The sequence below is a fragment of the Erwinia papayae genome, assembly GCF_058241465.1.
In genome coordinates this window covers 440,228-465,622 of the sequence record NZ_JBZCHT010000002.1, presented here as the reverse complement: position 1 = coordinate 465,622, position 25,395 = coordinate 440,228, and the positions used below count along the sequence as shown (strand labels likewise).

Genomic DNA, 25,395 nt, shown 5'->3' with positions numbered 1-25,395 from the left:
AAATGAGTGTCGCCGTCAGGCTTTCGCTGTCAGCCAGTTCAGGCAGTTAATCCACAGCTGGCGATAGCCGGGCCAGGCAGCAAATTCAGCGGGTAGCCAGTGGGCGGACATATCGCTGGTCCATACCAGAGAGCGGCCCTGCTGATATTCCCGCACGGCCACCAGCGGGTGGCTTGTTCCGGCTACCGTTGCCAGCAACCTGCCTTCCGGATGCATTTCTACCTCGTTGTAGCCCAGCAGCCAGGGCCAGCTGTCAGGAATATCATCAAAAACCGCATGAGTTTCTTCAATCTGCGGATAAATGCCTTCCGGCGCTTCAATGCGGTCATCCCAGGCCTGGCAGCGAACCGGCAACACTTTTTCAACCGGAGTCTGGCGATAACGTGCGCCGCCGTTGATTCCCTGAAAGCTGTAATAGCCGCCAATCATCATCAGGCCGCCGCCCGCTGCAACATAATCGTGAATCAGTGCCAGACGATTTGGGGTGCGCTGACTTTTCAGCCAGGTATCGGGATGCAGCAGCAGCGTATTGGCACCGATATCAGAGAGGATAATCGCGTCCCACTGCTGTAATTCCGCCAGCGTCAGCGGAAAACTGACCGGTGCTTCATGCGCGGTGAGATGGGTAATAGCGTATTCACTGTCGGCCAGCGCGGCGAGGAAATCCGTGGCACCATTGTGCCAGGTGGCGGTGGCGAACTGGTCAAACCCTTTTACGTGTGTTGAGGTGCTGGTCCAGGATTCACCCACCAGCAGAATTTTCTTTTGCATTATCTTCTCCCTTTACCCGCCAAATACACGTTGCGGATTAGCAATCATTAAGGTTTCAAGCTGTTCACCGCTGATGCCGTGGCGACGCAGGCGGGGAACAAAATGTTTGAGGATATAGCCGTAGCCGTGGCCGCCATAGCGGGTCAGCATGGTTTTCAGAAACACGTCCTGCGACAGCAGAATCTGATGGATAAAGCCGTCGTCGATTAGCTCTCGGATGGCGCGGGCATTTTCCTCATCAGAAGGCGACTGGGCTGACTCATCGGCGTAGTAATAGCTCATGCCGATCATGTCGTATTCCAGAAACGCCCCGCGCTGTGCCAGTTCGCGTTGATAAACTTTGTCGGCAAAACTGGGATTCATATGGCACAACACCGTGTGACGGAGATCGGCACCTTCCTGTTGCAAAATGTCCAGCACCCGATGACCGAGCCGTTCCCAGCCCGGTAGGTGAACTTCTATGGGGACGCCGGTTGCTGCACTGGCCCGACCCGCTGCCCGCAGTGATTTTTCTTCATCGGCGGTAAAGCGGCTGGAAACCCCAATCTCACCGATTACGCCAGCAATGACCTCAGGTTTTTCATCCGCACCGCCCAGGTCGTAAATCAGTTTCTGTGCCAGCTGTTCAACGCTGATGGTCTTCACCCAGTCCGGATGGGATGGCTCCAGATACAGCCCGGTGCCCATCACAATATTCAGGCCGCTCAGGCGCGAGATGCGTTGCAATGCTTTTGGATCGCGACCGATGCCGATATTGGTCGGATCAACCACCGTTTCACCGCCCAGCGCCCGGAATTTGATCAGCTCCTCAATCGCCAGATCCGCGTCGAACAGCTGGCAGTTATCACGACTCATTAACGGGTTGAGCGACAGCTCACCGAGGTTTTCGATCCGCACCGGCATCTCCGCCAGATGGCGATCGCTACAGCAGCAGGGCGGCACCCATTTGCCTGACGCATCCAGCAAAATATGTTCATGCATCAGCGTCACGCCCATCTGACTTAGCGGTATTGGCCCCAGCACCGTCATCACATGGCCGCTGTTGATCCCAACCGGTAGCGGATCGGCATGGCGAAAAATCGATCCTTTCATCGGCTATCCTTTTGACGGCGTTCGGGCCGGGTTGAGAATGCGGGTATTCAGCCAGATAGCCAGCAGGATGATGGTGCCGGTGGCAATCTGGGTATAAAACGGCGAGATATGCGAAAGGATCAGGCCGTTCTGGATTATGGCGATCGACATAGCTCCCAGCAGAGTGCCAATGATGGTGCCGAAGCCGCCAAACAGGCTGGTGCTGCCCAACACCACGGCGGCTATCACCTGTAACTCGAACCCTTCGCCCTGATTGGACGAGCCGCTGCCAAGCCTGGCGGTAATGACCATCCCCGCCAGTGCCGCCGCCATACCGCTGATGATGTAAACACGCATCGTCATCGCTTTGGTATTGATGCCGCTGCGGCGCGCCCCCTCAGCATTGGCACCAATCGCCGTGACATAACGGCCAAAACGCATATGATTCAGCACGATATGACCAGCGATCAGCACCACTATGGCGATCAGCGCTGGCGCAGGGATGCCCAGCAGCCAGGCGCGGCCCATCAGCACGAATGCACTGTCGGCGGGGATGGGGATGGAATAGCCCTGAGTAATCAGCAGCGCCGCGCCACGCACCACGGCCAGCGTGGCAAGGGTGACGATAAAGGCCGGAATGCCCTCATAAGCAATAAAAAAACCGTTGATCGCGCCAACCAGTCCTCCCAGCAGCAGGCCGCCTGCCAGCACCACCGGCCACGGCATTCCCCAGTTGTTGAGCGCAATAGCTGACAGCGCACCGACCAGCGCGAGGGTTGAGCCCACCGACAGATCGATGCCGCCGGTGGTGATCACCAGCGTCATGGCGGTGGCGACGATCAGCAGCGGCGCACTCTGACGAATAATGTTCAGCCAGTTAGTGGTGCTGAGAAAATGGCTGGTGATCAGCGAAAACACCACGCAGCAGAAGATAAAAAACAGCGCGATGCTCACCACGCCGGAGTGGTTATGCAGTATGCGACGCGGCAGCGAGTGCGGGATAACACGGGAACTGCTTAAATTGATCATACTCATCCTGTTCACCTTAATGCGCGGCAGCCGACTGCGCGGTGAACTTCTCACCGACAATCAGGTTAACGATGTCGCTCAGGCTGGTTTCCGCTACCTGACGATCGGCCACGTTGCTCCCCTCGTACATCACCATGATGCGATCGCACACCAGGAACAGATCCTGCAACCGATGAGTAATCAGGATCACGCTGACGCCCCGTGCACTGACGCGCTTGATCAGTGCCAGCACGGCTTCCACTTCAGCGACCGCCAGTGCGGCGGTGGGTTCATCCATGATCAGCACCTTCGGTTCGAAAGCGGCGGCGCGGGCGATGGCAATCGCCTGACGCTGGCCACCAGAAAGATTGCGTACCAGCAGACGGGTATCAGGAATGGAGATCCCCAGTCCTTTCAGCATTTCACGGGCATCGTCATGCATTTTTGCCTGGTCGAGAAAGGGAATGCCAAACCGATGCCTCAGCGGCTCGCGGCCCATAAACAGATTGCCCGCCACGTCCACGCTGTCGCAGAGCGACAGATCCTGGTAGACCATTTCGATATGGCAACGACGGGCATCGGCAGGGTTGCTGAAGTGCTGTTCTGTGCCATCAATGCGAATCGCGCCGCTGGTGGGCACCACTGCGCCGGACAGCACTTTGGTCAGGGTCGATTTTCCTGCGCCGTTGTCGCCGACCAGCCCCAGCACTTCGCCAGGGCCCAGCCGCAGATTAACGCCACGCAACGAGCGAATCGAGCCGTAAGTCTTGGTAATATTGACCATTTCTACCCGTGCCGGGACGGGTTTGGGCTGTTGCATTATCTTCTCCCATTACCTGAGGCCGTATTAAACGGTGATGGTGGGAAAAGCTTCGTTCTCCGGGATCCACATCTTGTAAACCGGTTTACCTGAATAACGAAACTTCTCCCTGCTCATCGTGACAAAACCCTGAATATTTGTTCGCCGAAAAGTATCAAGCAGCTTCTGTGCCAGACTGCGCCGGGGGAGAGGGGGATGAGAGATAAGATGCTGTAACCATGAGGTAAAATTTTAACCCGTCAGGTAAACCGGTTTACCTGACCTGACGTGCTGATACAGCACCGCGCATTTTTTGCGCCATTATCGTGCGTAAGTTGCGCCATTTTTGCTCAGTAAGCGGGCGACTGAATGGAATCGCGGCCAATCCAGGTGACTGGCAGACGGATTTCAGCAGGAAGATTTTCTTCACCGTTCAACAGCCGCAGCATCAGGTCTACTGCGTTCTTACCCAGTTCCCGTGCGGGTTGACGGATGGTGGAGATACGAGGTTGGGTGAAGTCAGCATAGTTGGCGTCATCGAAGCCAACCAGCGAAAGCGCCTGTGGGGCGGTTAATCCCAGATCGCGCAGGCCATCCAGCAGTCCCAGCACCAGAAAATCACTGGCGGCAAACACGGCAGTGGGACGGCGATCGCGGCTGAACAGCTGGTGCAGTGCCTGCTGACCATATTCACGCTGATAGTCGCCGTACATTACCCATTCTGGCGAAACCGATAAACCGGCCTGCTCCAGCGCGGTGCAAAATCCCTGATAGCGTTCACGCACGCTCATCAGTTCATCCGGGCCACCCACAAAAGCGATATCGCGGTGTCCGGCAGCAATCAGCTTCTGCGTGGCGATCAGACCGCCCTGAACGTTGTCAGCAAACACTTTGGGGACCAGACTGCCGGGAATGTCCTCATCAAGCAGAACGATCCGCTGGTGACGGTGAATTTCCTGGCGTAGCAGCCCGTTATCAGGCCGGTTGGTGATAAACAGCAGGCCGTCTACCTGGCAGGTATCCAGCCAGCGGACGAACTGGCACTCCTTCTCCAGATTGTTGCGGGTAATGCACAGCACCAGGCTGTAACCCCAGGCGGAAGCGGTTTCCTCTGCCGCGTCGGCCAGTTCGGCAAAGAAGGGGTTAGTGATATCCGGTAACACCAGTCCCAGCGTTTCGCTGCCTCCTTTGCTGAGACGGCGCGCCAGGCTGTTGCCGCGATAATCAAGCTGACGGATGGCGGACTCAATGCGGGCAATGGTTTCCTGCGGCAGAACAATGCTGTTGTTCATGTAGCGCGAAACCGTCGTTTTTGACAGCCCCGCCAGCGTTGCCACATCGGATAACAGAACGCGTTTTTTAATCATCAGTCACGCCATGCAGGAAATAAGCGCTATCTGTAACACAGACAAGCGTTGGGGTTACAGTACTTTCTGGTCAGCCGTTTCAGGCAACGGAATTAAAATAGCGCTTGACAAAAAATGAGCGACGAAGAATTGTAATAGCCAGTTTACCTGCACTACCGGGAAGCGATTCCCAGCCGACAGTGAACATTTTATCCAGGCAGCAGCATGGACCGGCTGTCAAAATGTTTACTCAAGGTTTTGCTGACGGCCTTGCTTTATTAACGGGCAATCGCCGTTTTTCAATCTGATATTTGTCCTGCCAACACAGATGCAACCCGAAATATAACGTGTGCAAATTCCCATAACCGTTGATGCCGTAGCCAGGCGTATCAGTAAATATCTTTCTGATTGCAGAATATCTCCGATCGGACAGCAATACTTTACGCCAGAAATATGACTATGGCCTCAGGTTGAAGGGTAAAATTTCATCCCAATAGAGGACAGAGATAATGTAATTCAACACCGGAAAACTGCGTGTCATTGCCCTGGCAACGGCGTTAATGGCATCAGCAGGTTGTATCTCGAGAGCGATGGCCGCAGCACCTGACTATGCATTAGTGCAGATTAATCAGCAGGCGATTTTCTTCAATCTGATGAATAAGGGGGCACAGGAAGCCGCCAAAGCCAGCGGTAAAAATCTGGTGATCTTCAATGCGACAGACAATCCTGTTGCGCAGAACGATGCTATCGAAAATTATATTCAGCAGGGCGTGAAGGGGATTCTGGTTGACGCTATTGATGTCAACGGCATTATGCCAGCCATTAAAGAGGCGGCGGCTGCGCATATTCCGGTCGTGGCGATTGATGCCGTATTGCCATCCGGCCCGCAGGCTGCTCAGGTGGGTGTGGATAATATTGAGGGAGGAAAAATCCTCGGTAAATTTTTCCTGGATTATGCGCAGAAAAATATGGGCGGCAAAGTGCGACTGGGGATTGTCGGCGCGCTCAACTCGGCTATTCAGAACGATCGCCAGAAAGGATTCACCGATACCATCAGCAGCAACAAAAATATCAGCGTGGCTGATGTCGTGGATGGTCGTAATATTCAGGACAGCGCGATGACGGCGGCAGAAAATCTGATTACCGGTAACCCGGACTTAACGGCAATTTACGCCACCGGGGAGCCTGCATTATTAGGGGCAATAGCCGCTGTGGAAAACCAGGGCCGCCAGGGTGATATTAAGGTCTTTGGCTGGGATTTGACCGCAAAAGCGATTAACGGCATTGATGGTGGCTATGTGGCGGCGGTATTACAGCAGGACCCGGAGAAAATGGGAGCGGAAGCGTTGAAAGCGCTGAATGCCATTACCTCGGGTAAAACCGTGGAAAAAAGAATTCTGGTTCCGGCGACAGTAGTGACAAAAAAGAACGTGGATGCTTACCGTCCATTGTTTAAAGCTGCTACGGGAAACAGCTGATATGCCGCACGAGTAAGAATTAAACGTCTGAATGTTAAGTGTGGGTCTGGACCGGATGCCGAAAAAATTGTCTGACCGAATGCAGGGGGCGATAACACCGCCCCCTCGTGTTTAGCCGCGCAGGGAATCAATGTCGATAACAAAGCGATATTTCACATCACTTTTCAACATGCGCTCATAGGCTTCGTTGATCTCATTCATTTTGATCATCTCAATATCGGAAACAATATTGTGCTTACCACAGAAATCCAGCATCTCCTGGGTCTCTTTAATACCACCAATCAGCGAACCTGCCACGCTGCGGCGTTTAAAGATCAGGTTGAAAACCTGTGGTGACGGATGATCGTGTTCAGGTGCGCCAACCAGCGTTAAGGTTCCGTCGCGACGTAGCAGATTAATAAACGGATTCAGGTCGTGCTGAGCCGCGACGGTATTCAGAATGAAGTCAAAACTGTTAGCGTGCGCCGCCATCTGATCGGCATCTTTCGAGATAACGACTTCATCGGCACCCAGACGTTTACCGTCTTCAATTTTTGATGGGGAGGTGGTGAACAGCACCACATGGGCACCCATCGCATGGGCAATTTTAACGCCCATATGGCCCAGGCCACCCAGACCAACGATGCCAACCTTTTTACCCGGACCGGCACCCCAGTGGTGCAGCGGAGAGTATGTGGTGATGCCAGCACACAGCAACGGTGCTGCACCTGCGGGATCGAGGTTTTCCGGAACGCGCAGCACAAAATCTTCGGTCACCACTACCTGAGTGGAATAGCCGCCGTAGGTGGTTTCACCGGTGATGCGGTCCTGACCGTTATAGGTGCCGGTGAAGCCGTTTTCACAATATTGCTCCAGGTCCTCTTTACAGCTGTCACAGGTGCGACAGGAGTCAACCAGACAGCCCACGCCGACCAAATCCCCGACTTTATATTTATGCGCATGGCTGCCCACGGCGGTCACCCGACCAACAATTTCATGACCAGGTACGACCGGAAAAATAGTGTTTTTCCACTCGTTGCGGGCCTGATGGAGGTCGGAGTGGCAGACGCCGCAGTACATCACTTCAATCTGCACGTCATGTTCACGCAGTTCGCGTGGCTGATATTCAAACGGGGCCAGCTTCGATTTTGCGTCCTGGGCTGCATAAGCATGAGTAATATTCATGGTATCTCCAGTGATTAAAAGTGCTTTGTTGGTCACGCAGAAAAGAGAACTGTAAGGATAGTCAGCGATTGGCAAAGCTGACATGCCGGAATCTGTTTAAATCTTGCCTGATCCTGCTGAAGTGTAAACATATAGTGTAGCGCTAAGCTGATGCGCTTGTACTCTGGTGCCGGAACCTGAGTAATATGTTCATTTTCTGGCATTTCGTTCTTCCATCACCAGACTCCTGGCACCAGAGCGTTGTCCGGCTGTATATTTCGCGCCTGTAACCTGGTTCCAGTTTAATCAATTATGGTTGTTTAAAGCCTTCGCTATTTTTTACGGTGGCATTTTTTTTCCGAAAGCCAGCTTATACTGATTGATGATTTGGTCTCTGCTGAATTCGAGATCTTTGATATTTATGAATTGATGAAGGTCAGCACATTCTCCGTATTTTTTCAAAATCGGATTAAATGATGTAAGAATGAATTTTTTTTGTTCTGTATTATTCAATAAATTATATTTTTCTGTCGGGTAAAAATGCCCGCAATTATTCAGGCGTAAATAATGGGGTGCTTTTTCCTGACATAAAGGTATCGGCATGGTCTGTTGAAAAAAAGTTCCCCATCCCTCCTGATAATGATGTTCTTATATACTCCGTCATCTGACGTAATATCTGGATGATTGATAAGATAATGGAATACAGGCAGCTTTGATGCACCATATAATTCTTCGGATGAGTTTCCATCGACTATAATGTCGTTCTTATGGTGTACCGTACTGGCTTTGAATGGTGTTGAGTCGATGAAAGAAGAGGCAACAGAAGTATCTCCTTTTCCTGGCATGTCATATAAATATACCGCGTCGGTTGCGCTTAGGTTTTTTCATTTTTGCAAATTGATCGATTTTAACCGCTATTGGCAATGAAATGAATTTTTTTACTTCTTTTTAAGAAGCTGGGCCATTCAGATAATTTTCTCGAAAAAATCTGCTTGTTTTTTCTTTGTCAAAGGATGTCGGACTGTCAGCTACTGTTATAATATTTTTACAAGTTGATTGCTGCGGCTCTGACAATTTTCGTCAGCCGGTATGGCAGATGATGATGCGAACGTATGAAGATACAGGATACATAATGAATGGTATCAGGCTAATGATGGAAAATTAAAAGAAATAAAGCGTGTTAAATAAAGCCGTATTCCGCCTGAATGTATCATGATTTTCAATGGTTAACTGTTAAGAACCTATTCTTCGGATTTTATTTTAATAACGGTCATGCCTGCCACATCTTAAGGATTATATTTTTAAGCCGGTCAGAGAAAATGACCGGCTTAATCACTTTTTTTACAGCAGCGGCTTAAGGAAGCGCGCGGTGTGTGACGCTTTGCATTTTGCCACCGTCTCCGGCGTGCCGGATACAAGGATCTCTCCACCCCCGCTGCCGCCTTCCGGCCCCAGATCAACAATCCAGTCAGCGGTTTTAATCACATCCAGATTGTGCTCAATCACCACGATGGTGTTGCCCTGGTCGCGCAACTGATGCAGTACTTCCAGCAGTTGCTGAATATCAGCAAAATGCAGGCCGGTGGTCGGCTCATCAAGGATATACAACGTCTGGCCTGTGCCGCGTTTGGACAATTCTCGTGCCAGCTTAACGCGCTGTGCCTCACCTCCCGACAGGGTGGTGGCCGACTGACCCAGGCGGATATAGGAAAGCCCGACATCCATCAGCGTTTGCAGCTTGCGTGCCAGCGCCGGAACGGCCTCAAAGAATTCCCGCGCTTCCTCAATGGTCATCTCCAGCACTTCATGAATGCTTTTGCCTTTGTATTTTATCTCCAGCGTTTCGCGGTTGTAGCGTTTGCCTTTGCACTGGTCACAAGGCACGTAAATATCGGGCAGAAAGTGCATCTCTACCTTGATTACGCCATCACCCTGGCAGGCTTCGCAGCGACCACCACGAACGTTAAAACTAAAACGTCCCGGCGTGTAGCCACGGCTGCGCGATTCCGGAACACCGGCAAACAGCTCACGGACCGGAGTAAAAATGCCGGTATACGTTGCCGGGTTGGAGCGCGGCGTACGGCCAATCGGGCTTTGATCAATATCGATAACCTTATCGAAATGTTCCATACCGCTGATTTCACGATAAGGTGCGGGTTCGGCAAGCGTGGCACCGTTTAACAGCCGCTGCGCAATCGGGAACAGCGTGTCGTTAATTAACGTTGATTTGCCGGAACCCGATACGCCGGTGATACAGCTGAACAGACCGACCGGCAGCGTCAGAGTCACGTCTTTCAGGTTGTTGCCTTTCGCGCCGGTCAGCTTCAGGACCTTGTTAGGATCGGCTTTAACACGCTCTTTCGGTACGGCAATGCCCCGCTTGCCGCTGAGGAACTGACCGGTCAGTGAGGCCTCCACCGCCATGATATCCTCTACGGTTCCTTCCGCTACCACCTGACCGCCATGCACGCCCGCGCCAGGGCCGATATCAATCACATGGTCTGCGGCCCGGATCGCATCTTCATCGTGCTCCACCACGATCACTGTGTTGCCAAGATTACGCAGATGCACCAGCGTTTCCAGCAGTCGTTCATTGTCGCGCTGGTGCAGGCCGATTGATGGCTCATCCAGCACGTACATTACCCCGACCAGACCGGCACCGATCTGACTGGCCAGACGGATACGCTGCGCTTCGCCGCCGGAGAGGGTTTCCGCCGAGCGGGACATTGACAGATAATTGAGGCCAACGTTAACCAGAAATTTCAGGCGATCGCCAATCTCTTTCAGCACCTTCTCGGCGATTTTTGCCCGCTGACCACTCAGCTTCATGTTGTGGAAAAATTCCATTGCATGGCCGATGCTCATATCGGAAATCGTTGGCAGGCTGGTATTTTCAACAAATACATGGCGGGCTTCACGTCGCAGACGCGTGCCATCACAACTGGTGCAGGAGCGGTTGCTGATAAATTTCGCCAGGTCTTCACGCACGGCGGTGGATTCCGTCTCTTTATAACGGCGCTCCATATTGTGCAGTACGCCTTCGAACGGATGGCGGCGGACCGAGGTATCGCCCCGATCGTTAATGTACTTAAACTCAATATTTTCTTTGCCTGAACCGTACAGGATCACCTTACGTGTGGCGGCATCGAGTGAGTTGAAAGGGGCTTCGATATCAAATGACAGGTGTTCGGCCAGCGAACGCAGCATCTGGAAGTAATAAAAATTACGGCGATCCCAACCGCGAATGGCCCCGCCGGCCAGCGACAGCTCCGGGTTTTGTACCACCCGATCCGGATCGAAATATTGCTGGACGCCCAGTCCGTCACAGGTCGGACAGGCTCCTGCCGGATTGTTAAAGGAGAACAGACGTGGTTCCAGCTCGCTCATGCTGTAGCCGCAGACCGGGCAGGCAAAGTTGGCAGAAAACAGCAGCTCTTCCGCACTGCTGTCGTCCATATCGGCAACGACGGCAGTGCCACCGGATAGCTCCAGCGCCGTTTCAAAGGACTCTGCGAGGCGTTGTTGCAGATCCTCGCGCACCTTGAAGCGATCCACCACCACTTCAATGGTGTGCTTCTTTTGCAGCTCCAGTTTGGGGGGATCGGAGAGATCGCACACTTCGCCATCAATACGCGCGCGTATATAGCCCTGTGAGGCGAGATTCTCCAGCGTTTTCGCATGCTCGCCCTTACGCTCTTTGACGATGGGAGCAAGCAGCATCAGGCGGCGTCCTTCAGGCTGCGACAGCACGTTATCCACCATCTGGCTGACCGTCTGAGCCGCGAGAGGTACATCGTGATCCGGACAGCGCGGCTCCCCTACGCGCGCAAACAGCAGGCGCAGGTAATCATGAATTTCCGTGATGGTGCCCACGGTGGAACGCGGGTTGTGCGAGGTTGATTTCTGCTCTATGGAAATTGCGGGGGACAGGCCCTCGATGTGATCGACATCCGGCTTCTCCATCAGGGAAAGAAACTGACGCGCATAGGCCGACAGCGACTCCACATAGCGACGTTGTCCTTCTGCATAGAGCGTGTCAAACGCCAGCGAAGACTTACCTGAACCTGACAGGCCGGTGACCACAATCAGTTTGTCGCGAGGGATGATCAGGTTGATATTTTTCAAATTATGGGTGCGTGCACCCCGAACTTCGATCTTATCCATTCACAATTCCCGGATTAACGCAGACCTCACCATGCCTGTCTGGCACGGCCAGAATGAAGCCTGTCATTATGGCACAAAAAAACCTGAATGGATATACAGTGTTCTGTGGCGTGGTCGGATGTCAGGTCGGGAAGACAGCTGGCGATGACGGGGGAAAATTTACGAGCCTGCCTGCGCGGCAAGATGTAACACTGCAAGCGGCATCTGTCCCTGTCGATCGCGATCGGAAGATAGGATTTGCGGGTATACAATGTTAGAATTTCCGGCTTAGACTTAACGCAGAACATTTATCGGAGACGCGAACATGGCCAGCAGAGGCATAAACAAAGTGATCCTGGTGGGCAACCTGGGTCAGGATCCTGAAGTCCGTTACATGCCGAATGGCGGTGCTGTTGCCAACATTACTCTGGCTACGTCTGAAAGCTGGCGTGATAAGCAGACCGGTGAAACCAAAGAAAAAACCGAGTGGCATCGCGTGGTGCTGTTCGGCAAGCTGGCCGAAGTTGCAGGCGAATATCTGCGTAAAGGTTCTCAGGTATATATCGAAGGTTCGCTTCAGACCCGCAAGTGGACCGATCAGGCTGGCGTGGAGAAATACACCACCGAAGTTGTAGTTAACGTGGGTGGAACCATGCAGATGCTGGGTGGCCGTCAGGGTGGCGGCGCGCCGGCTGGCGGTGGTCAGGGCAACAACAATGGCTGGGGTCAGCCACAGCAGCCGCAGGGCGGAAACCAGTTCAGTGGTGGTCAGCAGTCGCGACCACAACCCCAGCAGAACAGCGCACCGGCAAACAATGAACCACCGATGGATTTTGACGACGATATTCCATTCTGATTCAGGTTTTTTAAAAAAAATCAGATGGTTATCTCGATATTCCAGGTTATTAGCAGCCGTTAGCGTATCTGTTGCAAGCCCCGTTATTCGGGGCTTTTCTTTGTAAGACTCTCCCGGCACAAATCTATGCGTTTTGCCTACCTGAAGTATCAGATATTGCGCCAGGGCGAGCCAGATTGTGATCTGAATGTGGTGGGCATTCCTCTCCTTATAAGGCCGGAAATATTTCACTTACCGAGGATATTGTTCACCGCGCTGATGTGACCCGCCTTATTTTTAGGATTAGAAATAACCTGAATAACAGTGAATTTATTGTCAGCTGTAGCTATTAACGTATCCTGGAGCACATTATTCCCGCCCATATTACTGGTGGCTTCAATGTGATACACCTTCAGACCCTTAACGTTTTCAGTTTTTTCGCTGGTTACGGTATAGGCTGGTGAAGCCTGTTTTTGCCGCTCCTTGATAGATTCTTCCATACTTTCAAGAGCCTCCTGTTCACTGAGACTACGGGAAATTAACGGAACATCCTCTTCGCCAATGATCAGCACGCGCTTAGCCTGCTTATTGACATACATTTTGCCAGGACCATTGCCCGGAACCGGCTGAACGTCATAACCCTGAAGTTTAAAAGACAGCTTACCCTCAAGCAGTGTCAGGACTTCGCTGTTGGCTGTTGTAGATGACTGACTTTCAGCAGCCGATGCTTCAACCGTCGTGATGGTAAGTGTGACCAACAGACAAAGTGTGCCGATAACGTTTAATGATTTTTTTAACTTCACTTTAAACTCCCTCTTTATGGTTAATGTTCTTGTTACGCCGGAATAAAGATGGCACACACCATATGCAGATTACAGGTAGTGGCTTACTTCATCAGGTCATAAATACATATGCCCAGACCGGATAAAAACAGAATCACCGGCCAGTAAATGACCGGGATAAAAAAGAAACTGTGCGTTTTTTCAGGTGCCATCATTGGTTAGCTGTTGGTCATCCTGGCAATGTAGTCCAGGGTTTTTTCCTGCTTTATAAGCAAAATAAAAACCGTACAAAAAATGGCGGAAAGGATAAATGTTACGCCTGTTGCCCATTAATGCGTTGAGAAATAACCATCCTGCCAGATGATATTAATAGTCCATTTGCAAAATACGTAAGCAACAGCAATTAATGCAGCAACGAAAAAACCCACGCCCTTCCAGACAATCATTGTCTTCACCCTTGAATTTTAAAAAGCTCAATGTATAATTCACAAAAAATTAACATATATTTCTCATTCTGACGAGAACTTCTTTAATGATTATCTATCGTGGTGCCGGTATTCTGACACTTCTCACTCCCATATTGATGATTCTGTTGTCCATGTGGTTATTTCCAGACCCTACGGTCAGGCAGGGTAATACATCACTGGAACAGGTTCTTCTGGGTGCAGGAATCGGTTCAGCGATTAATACCCTGGTGGGATTTTTATTAAACAGAAGAATTGATAGCTCTGGCTTACGCCATCACTTTTTTTATATTCCCATGCAATGGCCTGCCCTGCTTATAAGTGTTATCTGCGCGGTAATTTATTTATCAATAAAATAAAAGTCATTTAAAATCATAAGCATAAAAAACAATCAATACTCTGAGGTCATAATGGATCAACAAATGGAAAGTACTAAAAAAGCCCATGCAGGGAAAAGTTACAGTGCTAAGTGGCAGGCTCGGTTTGATTTTTTTGACCTGCATGGTGCGCCTTCTGCGCCGGGTTACAAGCCTGCGCTAGCGCAGCTCCCTTTCAAAGCTAAGGTGAAAATAAATTTTAATCTTATTGCTTTCTTTTTTGGTCCCATTTATCTGTTTGTACTTGGGTTATGGAAGAAAAATATAACGCTGATATTGATTATGATAGCCGTATATACTGTGCTGGGGATTGCATTTGCCATGCTGGGAATCGCTTATCCAAAGCATCTCGATTTCGGTCTGGGAGTTGGGTTTAATGCACTGTATGGCATTGCCACCAACTATGCTTATTATCTCAAAGAAAGAAAAGGTGAGCAGGGCTGGAGCCCGTTTAAAGGTATGCGCTGGTAGGGATATACCTGCGCTATTCACAGCCGCTCGATGACAGGTAGTAGCGGCTGAAAAATTATTCCGTATTTTTCCGGAATGTTAACGTTACTTTTTTATAATCAAGTTGCGGTAATTATTAAATTAATTTAACTGAAGCATGCAGAGAAGGATCTCACGCCGTTTCCCCTGAGTGGGAAGTTTGTTCCGGTATTTCCTGACAAGCAGCTTTTCCTCCCACTTACAGTTAGCGAGTTTAATACTTTGAACAAATTAACGGCTTTGAAAAAAGGTTATGCTAAGGTCTTCTTCTGGCTTTTGTTCACGCTTTTCCTTATTCCGATTATCACTCTGGTTTTTGCCGAATACGGTAGCAATCAACTCAATCAGCAATACACACAAATCTTTATTGATGATGCGCGAGCAAAGAATCAGGATGTCAGCGACCTGACGAATTTTCTGCAACAGTATCCACCTGACAGCGTCTGCGGCCCGGTAGCCCAGCAACTTCTCAGCTATAAAAATGCAGTTTGCGCGCCAAAATCCGAACTGTGGCAATTCTACACGATGGATAAAGCCGCACGCTGGACCCTGCTCGGTAGCGGCGTGGTACTGCTGATGGTATTGCTGTTTGGTGCGCTGGCCTTCAAAGACCGAAGGGGACAGGCACTTAGCCTGACGCTGGCGCGTCGCTTTCTGATGTTCGCGTGTTCACTGGAAGTGGTGGTGCAGGGCGCAATGCTGGTATGGCTCTCGTTCTGGGGAACCGCTTTCTTCACGCAAACTTACTATCCAAAGCTGGTGTTTGGGGTAGGACTGCTGGCGCTGGCCGGTATGTACTATATGATCAAAGGTATCTTTAAAAAGCTCCCGCCTGAAGAGAGTATTGAAGGTGAGATTGTGACCCGTGAGGCAGCGCCTGCACTCTGGTCAAGAATTGATACCCTGGCCGCCAGGGTCGGGACATCCCCCCCTGACCATATTGTTGCCGGTATCGACACTAACTTCTACGTGACAGAAGCGCCGTTGAGTGTCAATGAACAACAGCTCCGTGGCCGCAAACTGTATGTCAGTCTGCCACTCTTGCGGCAGCTGACCACGGCGCAGGCTGATGGCGTCATGGTACATGAGCTGACTCACCTGCATAAAGGTGACACTGCTTCAGGCGCATTGCTCGGGCCCAAACTAAACCGCTTCGATCTCTACATGCATTTGATGGGCGAGAATCTGGCGACGTTGATCGTATTCTATCCGCTTTATCTGTATCGCATGCTGTTTGAACTGGCATGGCAGCGTAACAGTCGTGAGCGTGAATTTGTGGCTGACAGAAGGGCGTCAACGCTGGTTTCACCCGAAGCGATTGTTGAATCGTTGATCAAAATTTCGGCTTATGCCAGCTATCGTAATGAAGTCGAACACACCCTTTTTGAGAATCAAACGCTGCATGAGAATGAACTGGGGATCCATAAAGCGATAGCTGACGGGCTGCCTCAACACGTCAACTCACCCGACTTTATCAGCATCATGCGTGAACAGAATGTGCCGCATCCGTTTGATTCACACCCGCCGCTGGTGGAGAGGATGCGTAATGTTGGTTATACCGTCGAAGAAGCCCGTTATGTCGTTGTTGCCTCTGAACAGCCGGGTGAAAGTTGGGTTGATCTGATGCCTGTTGCCGAACAGATTGAGCGACAGCTGTGGCAAAAATATGAGCGTGATTTCTCTGCTGTTCATGAACAAAGCCTGGCCTGGCGCTATCAGCCCACTGGTGAAGAAGAGACCGCGCTGGTGCTGAAGCATTTCCCCAATATGCCTTTTACCTTAAAAGACGGCTCGCAGATTGAAATCACCTGGCAGGGTATTGTGACGCCGAAAACGGCTGAGCTGTTAGCCTGGGATAATGTCAAAAATATTAACGTTATTCGCAATTTCGGCAGAGATATTTTGTATGTGCAGCATCTGCAACCGAACGCTCAGGGAAAAAAACGCAGTGAGATCCGCTTGCCTGGTCTGAAAAAGGAGATTGAGAAGGTTAAGCACACGCTGGGCCTTTACTGGCATCGCCATCAGACCGTGCGGGCGCTGTTGGAACAACAGACGCAGAGCTGAGAACCGCTACGCCATCACATTGGTGGCGTAAAATGCTTAGCCCGCTCATACCTGTATGCCGGACGTAGGCTGGCGATTTGAAATGATGAGCGGGCCCACAATCCGCGATGCAGCATCGCGGCTGGCTAATTTTGCACCTGCAGCAAATGTTCGATGGGTTATCAGAATGTTATAGTGCTGATATCTTAAGCAGAATTATTCAGGTCTGGAGTCGCGATGAAGCTGGCAGCTGCGCAAATATCTACCGTGGCAGGTAATGTCGGGTTAAACCTCAGAAAGCATATACAGCTGACAGAACTGGCGGTTGCTAACGGCATTTCAGTTATTTTTTTCCCTGAACTCTCCCTGACGGGTTATGAACCGGGCCTTGCCAGGCAGTTGGCTATCGCTCCGACAGATCCAGAACTGAACCCGCTTGAGGACTTAAGCCGCCAACATGGGATAGTGATCGCTGCTGGCGCACCCGTGCAGGATGCGTCGGGAGTGAAGATAGGTATGATCGTTTTCCAGCCAGATGCGCCACGCAGCCTTTACGCTAAACAGCATTTACACGCTGATGAACTGCCTTTTTTCGTGGCGGGCAGAGAAGATAAATTATTCTATGCTGAACAGCAGGTGATGGCTCCGGCCATTTGCTATGAATCACTCCAGCCAAGCCATGCGGAGAAGGCCGCGAAAGCCGGAGCCACGCTGTACCTCGCCAGTGTTGCCAAATCAAACAACGGTGTTAACGCTGCATATGTTCATTATCCAGCTATCGCGAAAAAACACGGAATGACCGTAATGATGGCAAACAGCACCGGGCCGTCAGATAATTTCCTCAGCGCCGGTAAATCGGGTATCTGGAATCCAGATGGCGATTTAGTCATTGCGGCCGATCCCTTTGCCGAGGTTTTAGTGGTCTGGGATACCGACGCGGGAAAAGGGCAGTTAATCAGTGCTTCCACCTGCTGATGGGCTGATGGGCTGATGGAGATCGTGCCGCCCGTCAGACCAGAGTGATGACATTGACCGCGATGACACCCAGTGCCAGTCCAATCAGAATGACGCCTGAAATACGTTCCAGCCAGGGCAATGCCTGCGAGAAAGAGTGCAGTACCCGCTGATTGCCAATGAAGATGGCGATCAATAAATCCCACAGCAGCACAACGCTAAACATCCACACGCCATAGGCGATTTTCAAACCCGGCGCAGTATGAGAATTACCAATCAGTGTTGCCAGGCTGACATAAAACAGTGCGTTTTTAGGGTTGAGAATTGCAGACAGGAAGCCCATGCCGAATGCCCGACTGTCACGCAGTATATCGGCAGATTCTGTCATGCGGTTGACGTCATGCTCAGCGAGGCCACTGCTGCCAGCAAAGCGAATAAAAAGTATGCCGACATACAATAACCAGCTACAGCCTGCCAGCTGAATAATTATAAAACTGATGCTTTCAGGACGGAAAAGGGTGATACCACTGAAAGCCGCAAGGATAAACACCCCATTGGCGGTGGCTATACCCAGACAAACTTTTGCGGCATGACGCCAGCCGGCTCTGATTGAGGTGCGTGCAACCAGAAAAAAATCCGGGCCGGGCGACAGTAACGCCAGGAAATGTGCGGCTGCCACTAATAAAAACTGCTCCATCACTGCATTATCCTCTTAAAATTTTTAACAGGATGCAGTCCCGGTTCTGCGTTGTATTGAATAAAATTGCAGGTTTTTCAGATACGATAGCAGCCCGGCGTGACGCCGGTATGTGCCTTGAAAACCCGTTGAAAATGGCTTTGATCGGCAAAACCCAGCCGGTAAGCAATATCGGCGATGTCATGACCGGACTGAAGCCAACGGCGAGCCTGATTAATACGCACATTGAGCTGATAAGCATGTGGTGTCATGCCGGTGGCGGCGTGAAACTCCCTGATGAGTTGATAACGACTCATGCCTGCAATATCGGCCAGTTCGGCCAGCGCCCACGGCCTGGCCTGCTGTAACGCCTCAATAACGCTTCTGAGCGCCAGCCTGGCCGACGGCGGGGTCACCGCAAAGGTTTTCACCGCATCCATATCACACTCACAATCGCCAATAAATTCGATCAACGCGGCATTTTTTTCTTCTGCGCTGGCGTATGAAAATAGCAGGGTATTCAGTTGACAGAAGCGACCATAGACAGCGCCATCATCAATGATGCGGATTTCACTTTCACTGAAGAATTTGCCTGAAACAGCCGCTATTTCAGCCATAACCTCGCTTAACCATCCGGTATCCAGATGCATCATCTGGTAGCTCCAGGGCCGATCGGGTAAAGGATTACAGGCATGAACGCCGCCTGCCGGAATGAACACCATCATCCCCGGGCGCAACGCACAGGGGCCAGCTGATGTCCCTGTGAACAGACTGCCACCCGCATCAACGGCACCAACGGAAAAGGTTGGATGGCTGTGAGGTTTATAACATGCCCGGCTGTGACAGGCGCGACGACTTTCCACATACTCATCCCGCCAGAATTCTGCCCTGCTGTCACCGGCGTCAGCGCAGTTGAAAAAACTTCCGGAGGGCGGGGCGGTCCTGATGAGCATAGCGTTTTGATCCTGATGCGAGTTGACGTTGTCATAGCAGCATGGCGTAAAGTCAGATCTGACGCCATTGATTTAAAAACAAGCCGGAATTACCGCTGCCAGGTAATAAGTCATTGCCGCAGGTTTTGCTCTTTCTTTAAGGTCTGTGTGCAGGCGTATTCATGCTCAGCGGTGAAATATCTGCCCGGCAACGGTTAACTTCCAGGCGGCTTACTATACTGCGTGTTGGCGCGCAGGTGATTGAGTCTGTTAATCAACATATTATGAGGTAAAGCGATGGTACTGATCGGAATGCTGGATTCGCCGTATGTCAGACGTGTTGCCATCTTTATGAAGGTGCTGGGTACAGAGTTTGAACATCGTCCGCTGTCGGTTTTTGCTGATTTTGAGGCATTTAAAAAAATTAACCCGGTGGTTAAAGTCCCGACGCTGATCACCGATGACCACCAGGTCCTGATGGACTCAACGCTGATAATGGATTACCTCGCGACATCAGATGCTCAGACTTCAGGGCGGGTATCAGCATCCGGCCCGGAAGGCGTGCGGGATTTATGCCTGACGGGGCTTGCTCTGGCAGCCTGCGAGAAGGCGGTGCAGCTTGTTTACGAACGGCGTCTGAGGCCGGAGGAAAAGCAGCATCAGCCGTGGGTGGAGAGGGTGACCGGGCAACTTCATGGCGCGTGGCAGACGCTGGAAGAGAGCCTGCGGGAAAGTGCTCCTGATGCCCTGAGCATTGCGGGTATTACTATCGCCGTGGCCCGGAGTTTTACGGTTATGATGTTGCCGGATAGCGTCAGTAGTGGACAGTATCCAGAGTCAGACAGATTCGCCATGCTGGCAGAACAGTTGCCAGAGTTTCTGTCAGCCCCCATGAAATAAATCGCTGGGGCTGACAGAATTAAATTATCAGAAGTTTTTTTCTTGTTCTGATAATAAATAAAGCCATCTTTTTTCTTAACGATGGCTTTAATAAAAATATCAGGTGCCGGTTTAGCAGTTCGATAATATTTTAATCATTAAAATATCAGACAGGATTATATCCAGACGTCATTGGGTGCTGTTCGCTCGCCCCCTTCATCACCGGTATTGGTCACGCCTTCAGGCTCGATCATCAGCATCCTGACCTCGCTTTCTGCGCGGGGTTTATGGGCTGTACCCGCCCGGACAACGTACATCTCGCCCGCATTAACCACAACGTGCCCCTCCAGGAAATCGATACGAAGCTGACCTTCTAACACGATGAAGGCTTCGTCGGTATCGGCATGTGTGTGCATCACGAAATCACCCAGAATTTTGACTATTTTAAACTGATAATCATTCATTTCAGCCACTATCCGGGGCTGCCAGTGTTCGGTTAACAAATTCAGTTTGTGATGAAAGTTAACCACCTGGGGAGAATCAGGACGTTCATTTGTGCTACGCATAGTAATAAGAGCCTGTTTAAATATCCGGAGACGCCAGGATAAGACAGGCCTCTTACCACCGTCTTGTACGATCGTGCAGGTTAACGCGATGTTCAGCAGGAGAGTGCTGCTGAACCTGCAACCAACGCCAGGGCGTCTGCCCATAGGTTTTTTTAAAATGTCTGGTCATATGGCTCTGATCAACAAATCCTGCCCTTATCGCGGCATGGACCAGCGGAATGCCTGAGGAAATCAGGCACCGCGCAAGTTCCAGTCGTCGCATGGTTAAATACCGGTAAGGGCTTGTGCCAAAAAGCACCCTGAAATCACGGGATAAAGACCATCTTTCACGACCGGTGGCTTGTTCTAACTCTTCTAACGTTACGGGATGTTCAAGACTGTCCAGCAGATAAATTCTGGCCTGTTCAGCCGAGCGGTAATCAATACTTTTTCGGCCACGTCGGACACCCGATGCGGCGGCAAGGGCATGGGCGAGATCAAACAGGGCATCATCGGTTTCCAGCGGATCGGCGCTTTGCCATGGGTTGAGTAAAGCATTTGATGCGGCAAACAGTCCCGGATGATCAGAAAGACCGCCTGCGATAAATGGCAAAGGTAAGCCTTGCAATACATGCTGTATCAGCGAGGGCTGGATATAGACCATGCGGTAGCGAAATCCTTTCTCCGTTCCCGCATGACCATCATGTAGCTCGTCGGGATGAAGCACCATTGTTCTGCCTGGCAGGCTGTGAACCAGAGTGCGGCGGTAATGAAAACTCTGCACGCCCGCCAGAGTCTGACCAATTGCCCAGGTATCATGGCGATGCAGGTCGTAGCCGTGACCGGAAAAATAAGCCTCAATGCACTCTGGTTTATTCGGCGGGGAGATACGCGCTATCCAGTCACTTTTATCCGGCAGGCCGGTATTGATCTTCTCCGCTTTCATAACCTCAATTTTTACCTCGAACAGATCTTCTGGCACAAAAAGGGCCATGAAAGGGGGTGATCACCAGACATTAACATAACAGAAACGTTGATTATTTCTGCTTCGATGTCCTGAAACAGCGAGTTTAATCCGTCAGTGCAGGCCAGAATCTGTCTGGTCATCACGGGAGATAATGATGGGATATAAAATTTCAGGTCTTAAAGCCGCAGAATTTACGCATCTTTTTGGTCAGAGCGAGTGCGATCTGAAAAAACAGGGTGCAGTGAGAATAACGGTGGACAGCCATCCCGGCTATCCGGATAGAATTTCATTGCGTGAAATTCCTGCCGGAGAAACGGCGCTTCTGGTCAACCATATCTATCAGCCTGCGGATACGCCATATTACGGTTCCCACGCAATTTACATCTGGGAAGGATGCACGAAGCAAGGCGTCTACGCTAACGCCTTGCCGGAAGTGCTGACAGGTCGAATCCTTTCGTTACGGGCATATGACCAGCACCATTTTCTGAAACAGGCGGATCTCTGTGACGGAGAGTGGGCAGAGGGTCTGATTCAACGTTTTTTCAGCGACCAGAGGATCGCTTACATTCAGATCCATAATGCAAAACAGGGATGCTATGCATGTCTTGCCGAGCGTTGGTGATATGCGATCTTCCCTTCTGGTGGGGCTGGCAGCCTGCCCGCCCTGACAGATAGCCGTTAATCAGCTCTGTGATTAACAGGTAATAAAACAGCCCAATGATATTTGAAATAGTCAGAGGGGCGGATATTAAGCGGGAAATCGTAATGACTTTATCTGATGACACTGTTCGACCACATCATCAAAGCACTTTGCCAGCGCGATGGGTTGGGCAGAGATCAGCGTCTGCTGGTCATGAATACCGTAGGTTACTGCTATCGACGCGCAGCCCAGATTGTTTGCCATCAAAATGTCGTGGGTGGTGTCACCCACCATAATGGCTTGCGAATTATCTACCTGAAAGAAATCGAGTATTTTCTGTCCGGACTCAGGATGCGGCTTTTTCAGGGTCACCTCATCCGCGCCGACCACGATATCAAACAGGTGAGAAATTCCGGCTGCGGTCAGCAGGGTATTGGCGCTGTGCGCAAATTTATTTGTCGTGACCGACAAACGGAACCCCGATGATTTAAGATTTTCAAGGCCCACGGTAACACCGGCAAAAAGCAGCTCCTTCGCTAAGGGCAGAATAAGAGTCTTAAACTGCTGTTGATACTCTTTCACCGCGCAAACCACCTGGGGCTGATCCACCGGTAAATTCATCAGGCCGGAGAAGGCTTTTTCCAACGGTAATCCGATGGTTTTTTTTATTTCTGCAGGCGGAAGCTCACTTAACCCCAGAGTGCGAAAAGCGGCATTAAACGCCAGAGGAATAGCTTGTGCGGTATCGAAAAGCGTACCGTCAAGGTCAAACATCACGACGATGTGATTATCTTTCATTATATGACTCTCAGACATGCATTTATCAGGAAAGCTTAGCAGCGCCGTTTAACGGAATGCGTTATGTTTTCAGGCTGCGATGCCCGTGCGGGCGGATTTTCACGTTGCGGACGGGCAAGCCAGATGGCGGTAATAATTGCCAGACAGCCCACCAGCTGTAAGCCCGTAAATGTCTGCCCCAGAATGACATAGCCAAGAACGCAGGCGGCGAGGGAACTCATAAATCCCAGGAAGGACGTGGTCACCGGCGGCAATTTTTCTATTCCGCGGAACCAGATAACGTAGCCCAGTACGCCACCGGCCAGCGTCAGCCAGCTGTAACCCAGCATATTGGTAAAGGTCAGCGTCGAAGGTAATTTCTCCAGCGTCAGCGCAGCGGGCAGCAGCATTAATCCGCCCAGCGTTAATTGCCAACCGGTGAAGGCCAGTAAAGACATATTTTTCGGTCGGCCCCAGTGTTTGGTCAGAAGAATGCCCAGCGCCATGCTGGTCGCGCCAATGAGCCCGGTCACCACGCCGTAAAAATTTAATACCACAGCACTGTTCAACACCAGCAGGCTGATACCTGTTACGCCAATCACGGCTGATATAACGTGTACCATCCTCAGCTTATGGCGGAAAACCACCGCACCGACAACCATCACGATAACCGGCTGACAGGACATCACCAGCGAGGCCAGCCCGCCAGGCAGAAAATAAGCGGCGGTAAATAAGCAATAAAAAAACAATCCAATATTCAGAAATCCTAAAATCGCAATACGCAGCCACCAGATGCCATACGGACGAATACGGCAGATAAGTAACAGGATAAGACCCGCACCCAGCGCCCTGATTACCGATGCCAGTATGGGCATATGTGGAGGAAGGGTCTGGGTGGTCACGATATAGGTGCTGCCCCAGATGACCGGGGCCAGTGCCGTGATCAGGATATTAAATAATGTCGTAAATTTATTCATGAGTAGCCCCAGGCCAGGTTCCGAAATACCGGTCGCCAAAATCTCCGATCCCGGGACGCATAAACGCGGCTTCGGTCAGCCCTTCTTCAAGGGAGGAGGTGACAATTTTCAATGTGGGCCATGTATTCGTCACCCTTTCAATGCCGGGCGGTGAAGCCAGCAGATTGACGACGATAATATTTTCAACAGCCACGCCACTTTCCCTCAGCACCTCGATTGCTTTCAGTAACGAACCGCCGGTTGCCAGCATGGGTTCAAACAGCATGACCGACATGCTGTCCAGAGAGGGGGGAAGATGAGAATAGAAATAATGGGGCTGTTTCGTCTCTTTATCCCGCTGAATAAGTATTTTACCAATGGAGGAGCCCGGAAACATGGCCCGAAACTCAGCCTCCATGCTTTCTCCGGCCCTGATTACCGAAACACCACAAATGCCGTTTTTAAGCATTTTTCCCTGGAAAACATCCCCTGTCGGCGTGATAACCGTCTTATCGCTGTAAGGCAGATATTGCGCTGCACTTTCTAATAACAACCGGATAATCAGATTGGAAGAGTGCACAAAGGTGTTCAGGCTTGCCGTTTTATCGCGAGCCTGAAGATGTAAAGAGGATAACCAGGGCGAATCAGGCAACACATGGACATTTCGGTAATCAGACATAGATGCGTCCTTGAGAAACGACAATAAGATGTTAAGATGATTATATCTTTCATGTAGATATCTTTCATAAAAGATATTTAAGAAAAAGATAATCACATGCTCCGCTTTTTTCAAGTTTCTTTTTATGAGGAAGACCATGCAGTACGACCATGTAGACAGGCTACTCGTCCAGTGGCTTCAGCAACGCCCCGACCTGGATTGTTCTTCTATGGGGGTGCTTGGCCGGGTGAGCAGAATGAGCCGGATTGTAGAGAAAAATCTGGAAAAAACATTTAAGAATAATAATTTAAGTCAGACTGAATTTGATATTCTGGCGACGCTCAGGCGGCTTAATACACCCACCACGCCCACCGAGCTGTATCAGACGCTGATGCTGTCCTCCGGTGCGATGAGTACGCGCGTGGAGCGGCTGGTTCAGCGGGGCTTTATCGAGCGCGTGTACAGTGAAGCTGACAGGCGCAGCTGCAATCTGTCATTAACGGATAAAGGGATGCAGTTGATAGACAAAGCTATATCTGAGCATGTCTCTAATGAAGATGACATCTTGTCTCCCCTTAACGCCGAACAGCGTGAACAGCTGGCTTCACTATTACGTATCTGGCTGTTAGCCAAAGAAAAATAATCTTTTCACCGGCCAT

24 protein-coding genes are annotated in these 25,395 nt (G+C 50.9%); 9 read left to right on the top strand and 15 right to left on the bottom strand.

Going from position 1 to position 25,395, the window contains the following annotated elements; translation table 11 throughout:
• Positions 1-15: 15 nt before the first annotated feature.
• The 5 genes from AC3RPL_RS02095 to AC3RPL_RS02075 form a co-directional block, all read right to left on the bottom strand.
• Complete coding sequence (locus AC3RPL_RS02095; protein WP_490738802.1) at positions 16-771, bottom strand: glutamine amidotransferase; 756 nt, start codon at positions 769-771, stop codon at positions 16-18.
• 12 nt (positions 772-783) lie between these two features.
• Positions 784-1,863 carry a phosphotriesterase family protein gene (locus AC3RPL_RS02090; protein WP_490738801.1) on the bottom strand — a complete coding sequence of 360 codons (1,080 nt, stop codon included), beginning with the start codon at positions 1,861-1,863 and terminating at the stop codon, positions 784-786.
• 3 nt (positions 1,864-1,866) lie between these two features.
• The gene (locus AC3RPL_RS02085) at positions 1,867-2,868 is read right to left on the bottom strand and encodes an ABC transporter permease (RefSeq protein ID WP_490738832.1); all 1,002 of its coding nucleotides are present in this window, start codon (positions 2,866-2,868) and stop codon (positions 1,867-1,869) included.
• A gap of 19 nt (positions 2,869-2,887) precedes the next feature.
• The gene (locus AC3RPL_RS02080; protein ID WP_490738831.1) at positions 2,888-3,634 is read right to left on the bottom strand and encodes an ATP-binding cassette domain-containing protein; all 747 of its coding nucleotides are present in this window, start codon (positions 3,632-3,634) and stop codon (positions 2,888-2,890) included.
• A gap of 365 nt (positions 3,635-3,999) precedes the next feature.
• Entirely contained in the window at positions 4,000-5,016 is a 1,017-nt protein-coding gene (locus AC3RPL_RS02075; protein ID WP_367168232.1) for a LacI family DNA-binding transcriptional regulator, read from the bottom strand.
• A gap of 539 nt (positions 5,017-5,555) precedes the next feature.
• Between AC3RPL_RS02075 and AC3RPL_RS02070 the strand changes: the two genes are divergently transcribed.
• Positions 5,556-6,473 carry an ABC transporter substrate-binding protein gene (locus AC3RPL_RS02070; protein ID WP_490738800.1) on the top strand — a complete coding sequence of 306 codons (918 nt, stop codon included), beginning with the start codon at positions 5,556-5,558 and terminating at the stop codon, positions 6,471-6,473.
• A 111-nt stretch (positions 6,474-6,584) separates the two neighbouring features.
• Here the strand turns inward: AC3RPL_RS02070 and AC3RPL_RS02065 are convergent, their stop codons facing one another.
• Positions 6,585-7,637 carry an NAD(P)-dependent alcohol dehydrogenase gene (locus AC3RPL_RS02065; RefSeq protein ID WP_490738799.1) on the bottom strand — a complete coding sequence of 351 codons (1,053 nt, stop codon included), beginning with the start codon at positions 7,635-7,637 and terminating at the stop codon, positions 6,585-6,587.
• A gap of 1,320 nt (positions 7,638-8,957) precedes the next feature.
• Positions 8,958-11,780, bottom strand: a complete 2,823-nt coding sequence (gene uvrA, locus AC3RPL_RS02060; RefSeq protein ID WP_490738798.1) for an excinuclease ABC subunit UvrA — start codon at positions 11,778-11,780, stop codon at positions 8,958-8,960.
• Positions 11,781-12,084: 304 nt separating this feature from the next.
• Here uvrA and ssb1 point away from each other — a divergent pair, with 304 nt between their 5' ends.
• Complete coding sequence (gene ssb1 / locus AC3RPL_RS02055) at positions 12,085-12,615, top strand: single-stranded DNA-binding protein SSB1 (RefSeq protein WP_261644191.1); 531 nt, start codon at positions 12,085-12,087, stop codon at positions 12,613-12,615.
• A 227-nt stretch (positions 12,616-12,842) separates the two neighbouring features.
• Here ssb1 and AC3RPL_RS02050 read toward each other — a convergent pair whose 3' ends face one another.
• Complete coding sequence (locus tag AC3RPL_RS02050; protein WP_490738797.1) at positions 12,843-13,397, bottom strand: DcrB/PsbP domain-containing protein; 555 nt, start codon at positions 13,395-13,397, stop codon at positions 12,843-12,845.
• A 511-nt stretch (positions 13,398-13,908) separates the two neighbouring features.
• Here AC3RPL_RS02050 and AC3RPL_RS02045 point away from each other — a divergent pair.
• The 4 genes from AC3RPL_RS02045 (at position 13,909) to AC3RPL_RS02030 (ending at position 17,727) form a co-directional block, all read left to right on the top strand.
• Positions 13,909-14,199 (top strand): hypothetical protein, encoded by a 291-nt coding sequence (locus tag AC3RPL_RS02045; RefSeq protein ID WP_490738796.1) that lies wholly within the window; start codon positions 13,909-13,911, stop codon positions 14,197-14,199.
• 63 nt (positions 14,200-14,262) lie between these two features.
• A complete protein-coding gene (locus AC3RPL_RS02040; protein ID WP_490738795.1) occupies positions 14,263-14,688 on the top strand; it encodes a DUF2628 domain-containing protein in 426 nt (141 codons plus the stop codon).
• A 240-nt stretch (positions 14,689-14,928) separates the two neighbouring features.
• Positions 14,929-16,773 carry a M48 family metallopeptidase gene (locus AC3RPL_RS02035; RefSeq protein WP_490738794.1) on the top strand — a complete coding sequence of 615 codons (1,845 nt, stop codon included), beginning with the start codon at positions 14,929-14,931 and terminating at the stop codon, positions 16,771-16,773.
• A gap of 216 nt (positions 16,774-16,989) precedes the next feature.
• A complete protein-coding gene (locus AC3RPL_RS02030) occupies positions 16,990-17,727 on the top strand; it encodes a carbon-nitrogen hydrolase family protein (RefSeq protein WP_490738793.1) in 738 nt (245 codons plus the stop codon).
• A gap of 34 nt (positions 17,728-17,761) precedes the next feature.
• On the opposite strand, the gene AC3RPL_RS02025 is transcribed toward AC3RPL_RS02030, so the two are convergent.
• Together AC3RPL_RS02025 and AC3RPL_RS02020 are read right to left on the bottom strand one after the other, a co-directional pair.
• Positions 17,762-18,403 (bottom strand): LysE family translocator, encoded by a 642-nt coding sequence (locus AC3RPL_RS02025; RefSeq protein ID WP_490738830.1) that lies wholly within the window; start codon positions 18,401-18,403, stop codon positions 17,762-17,764.
• Positions 18,404-18,480: 77 nt separating this feature from the next.
• Positions 18,481-19,335, bottom strand: a complete 855-nt coding sequence (locus AC3RPL_RS02020) for an AraC family transcriptional regulator (protein ID WP_490738792.1) — start codon at positions 19,333-19,335, stop codon at positions 18,481-18,483.
• Between the two features lie 276 nt (positions 19,336-19,611).
• Between AC3RPL_RS02020 and AC3RPL_RS02015 the strand changes: the two genes are divergently transcribed.
• Complete coding sequence (locus AC3RPL_RS02015; RefSeq protein WP_490738791.1) at positions 19,612-20,214, top strand: glutathione S-transferase family protein; 603 nt, start codon at positions 19,612-19,614, stop codon at positions 20,212-20,214.
• Positions 20,215-20,369: 155 nt separating this feature from the next.
• On the opposite strand, the gene AC3RPL_RS02010 is transcribed toward AC3RPL_RS02015, so the two are convergent.
• Positions 20,370-20,759, bottom strand: coding sequence for a cupin domain-containing protein (locus AC3RPL_RS02010; protein ID WP_490738790.1), 390 nt, complete (start codon positions 20,757-20,759; stop codon positions 20,370-20,372).
• A 52-nt stretch (positions 20,760-20,811) separates the two neighbouring features.
• Positions 20,812-21,684 carry an AraC family transcriptional regulator gene (locus tag AC3RPL_RS02005; protein ID WP_490738789.1) on the bottom strand — a complete coding sequence of 291 codons (873 nt, stop codon included), beginning with the start codon at positions 21,682-21,684 and terminating at the stop codon, positions 20,812-20,814.
• 175 nt (positions 21,685-21,859) lie between these two features.
• Between AC3RPL_RS02005 and AC3RPL_RS02000 the strand changes: the two genes are divergently transcribed.
• Positions 21,860-22,327 carry a DUF1203 domain-containing protein gene (locus AC3RPL_RS02000; RefSeq protein WP_490738829.1) on the top strand — a complete coding sequence of 156 codons (468 nt, stop codon included), beginning with the start codon at positions 21,860-21,862 and terminating at the stop codon, positions 22,325-22,327.
• A 126-nt stretch (positions 22,328-22,453) separates the two neighbouring features.
• Here AC3RPL_RS02000 and AC3RPL_RS01995 read toward each other — a convergent pair whose 3' ends face one another.
• Genes AC3RPL_RS01995 through upp form a run of 3 tightly spaced genes read right to left on the bottom strand, consistent with a single transcriptional unit; the run spans position 22,454 to position 24,757 of the window.
• Complete coding sequence (locus tag AC3RPL_RS01995; protein ID WP_490738788.1) at positions 22,454-23,143, bottom strand: HAD family hydrolase; 690 nt, start codon at positions 23,141-23,143, stop codon at positions 22,454-22,456.
• 35 nt (positions 23,144-23,178) lie between these two features.
• Positions 23,179-24,099, bottom strand: a complete 921-nt coding sequence (locus tag AC3RPL_RS01990; protein ID WP_490738787.1) for an EamA family transporter — start codon at positions 24,097-24,099, stop codon at positions 23,179-23,181.
• Positions 24,092-24,757: a uracil phosphoribosyltransferase gene (gene upp, locus AC3RPL_RS01985; protein ID WP_490738786.1), complete on the bottom strand. Its 666-nt coding sequence runs from the start codon at positions 24,755-24,757 to the stop codon at positions 24,092-24,094. The genes AC3RPL_RS01990 and upp overlap by 8 nt, the downstream gene beginning before the upstream one ends.
• Before the next feature lie 136 nt (positions 24,758-24,893).
• On the opposite strand from upp, the gene AC3RPL_RS01980 reads away from it, so the two are divergent.
• A complete protein-coding gene (locus AC3RPL_RS01980) occupies positions 24,894-25,379 on the top strand; it encodes a MarR family winged helix-turn-helix transcriptional regulator (protein WP_034932933.1) in 486 nt (161 codons plus the stop codon).
• The last annotated feature ends 16 nt before the right edge of the window (positions 25,380-25,395 follow it).

Excerpts from the sequence above, each read along its gene's own strand:
- AC3RPL_RS02095 (WP_490738802.1), bottom strand. The coding sequence starts at position 771 with ATGCAAAAGAAAATTCTGCTGGTGGGTGAATCCTGGACCAGCACCTCA.
- AC3RPL_RS02090 (WP_490738801.1), bottom strand. The coding sequence starts at position 1,863 with ATGAAAGGATCGATTTTTCGCCATGCCGATCCGCTACCGGTTGGGATC.
- AC3RPL_RS02080 (WP_490738831.1), bottom strand. The coding sequence starts at position 3,634 with ATGGTCAATATTACCAAGACTTACGGCTCGATTCGCTCGTTGCGTGGC.
- AC3RPL_RS02075 (WP_367168232.1), bottom strand. The coding sequence starts at position 5,016 with ATGATTAAAAAACGCGTTCTGTTATCCGATGTGGCAACGCTGGCGGGG.
- AC3RPL_RS02070 (WP_490738800.1), top strand. The coding sequence starts at position 5,556 with ATGGCATCAGCAGGTTGTATCTCGAGAGCGATGGCCGCAGCACCTGAC.
- AC3RPL_RS02065 (WP_490738799.1), bottom strand. The coding sequence starts at position 7,637 with ATGAATATTACTCATGCTTATGCAGCCCAGGACGCAAAATCGAAGCTG.
- uvrA (WP_490738798.1), bottom strand. The coding sequence starts at position 11,780 with ATGGATAAGATCGAAGTTCGGGGTGCACGCACCCATAATTTGAAAAAT.
- ssb1 (WP_261644191.1), top strand. The coding sequence starts at position 12,085 with ATGGCCAGCAGAGGCATAAACAAAGTGATCCTGGTGGGCAACCTGGGT.
- AC3RPL_RS02045 (WP_490738796.1), top strand. The coding sequence starts at position 13,909 with ATGATTATCTATCGTGGTGCCGGTATTCTGACACTTCTCACTCCCATA.
- AC3RPL_RS02040 (WP_490738795.1), top strand. The coding sequence starts at position 14,263 with ATGGAAAGTACTAAAAAAGCCCATGCAGGGAAAAGTTACAGTGCTAAG.
- AC3RPL_RS02030 (WP_490738793.1), top strand. The coding sequence starts at position 16,990 with ATGAAGCTGGCAGCTGCGCAAATATCTACCGTGGCAGGTAATGTCGGG.
- AC3RPL_RS02025 (WP_490738830.1), bottom strand. The coding sequence starts at position 18,403 with ATGGAGCAGTTTTTATTAGTGGCAGCCGCACATTTCCTGGCGTTACTG.
- AC3RPL_RS02020 (WP_490738792.1), bottom strand. The coding sequence starts at position 19,335 with ATGCTCATCAGGACCGCCCCGCCCTCCGGAAGTTTTTTCAACTGCGCT.
- AC3RPL_RS02015 (WP_490738791.1), top strand. The coding sequence starts at position 19,612 with ATGGTACTGATCGGAATGCTGGATTCGCCGTATGTCAGACGTGTTGCC.
- AC3RPL_RS02010 (WP_490738790.1), bottom strand. The coding sequence starts at position 20,759 with ATGCGTAGCACAAATGAACGTCCTGATTCTCCCCAGGTGGTTAACTTT.
- AC3RPL_RS02005 (WP_490738789.1), bottom strand. The coding sequence starts at position 21,684 with ATGAAAGCGGAGAAGATCAATACCGGCCTGCCGGATAAAAGTGACTGG.
- AC3RPL_RS02000 (WP_490738829.1), top strand. The coding sequence starts at position 21,860 with ATGGGATATAAAATTTCAGGTCTTAAAGCCGCAGAATTTACGCATCTT.
- AC3RPL_RS01995 (WP_490738788.1), bottom strand. The coding sequence starts at position 23,143 with ATGAAAGATAATCACATCGTCGTGATGTTTGACCTTGACGGTACGCTT.
- AC3RPL_RS01990 (WP_490738787.1), bottom strand. The coding sequence starts at position 24,099 with ATGAATAAATTTACGACATTATTTAATATCCTGATCACGGCACTGGCC.
- upp (WP_490738786.1), bottom strand. The coding sequence starts at position 24,757 with ATGTCTGATTACCGAAATGTCCATGTGTTGCCTGATTCGCCCTGGTTA.
- AC3RPL_RS01980 (WP_034932933.1), top strand. The coding sequence starts at position 24,894 with ATGCAGTACGACCATGTAGACAGGCTACTCGTCCAGTGGCTTCAGCAA.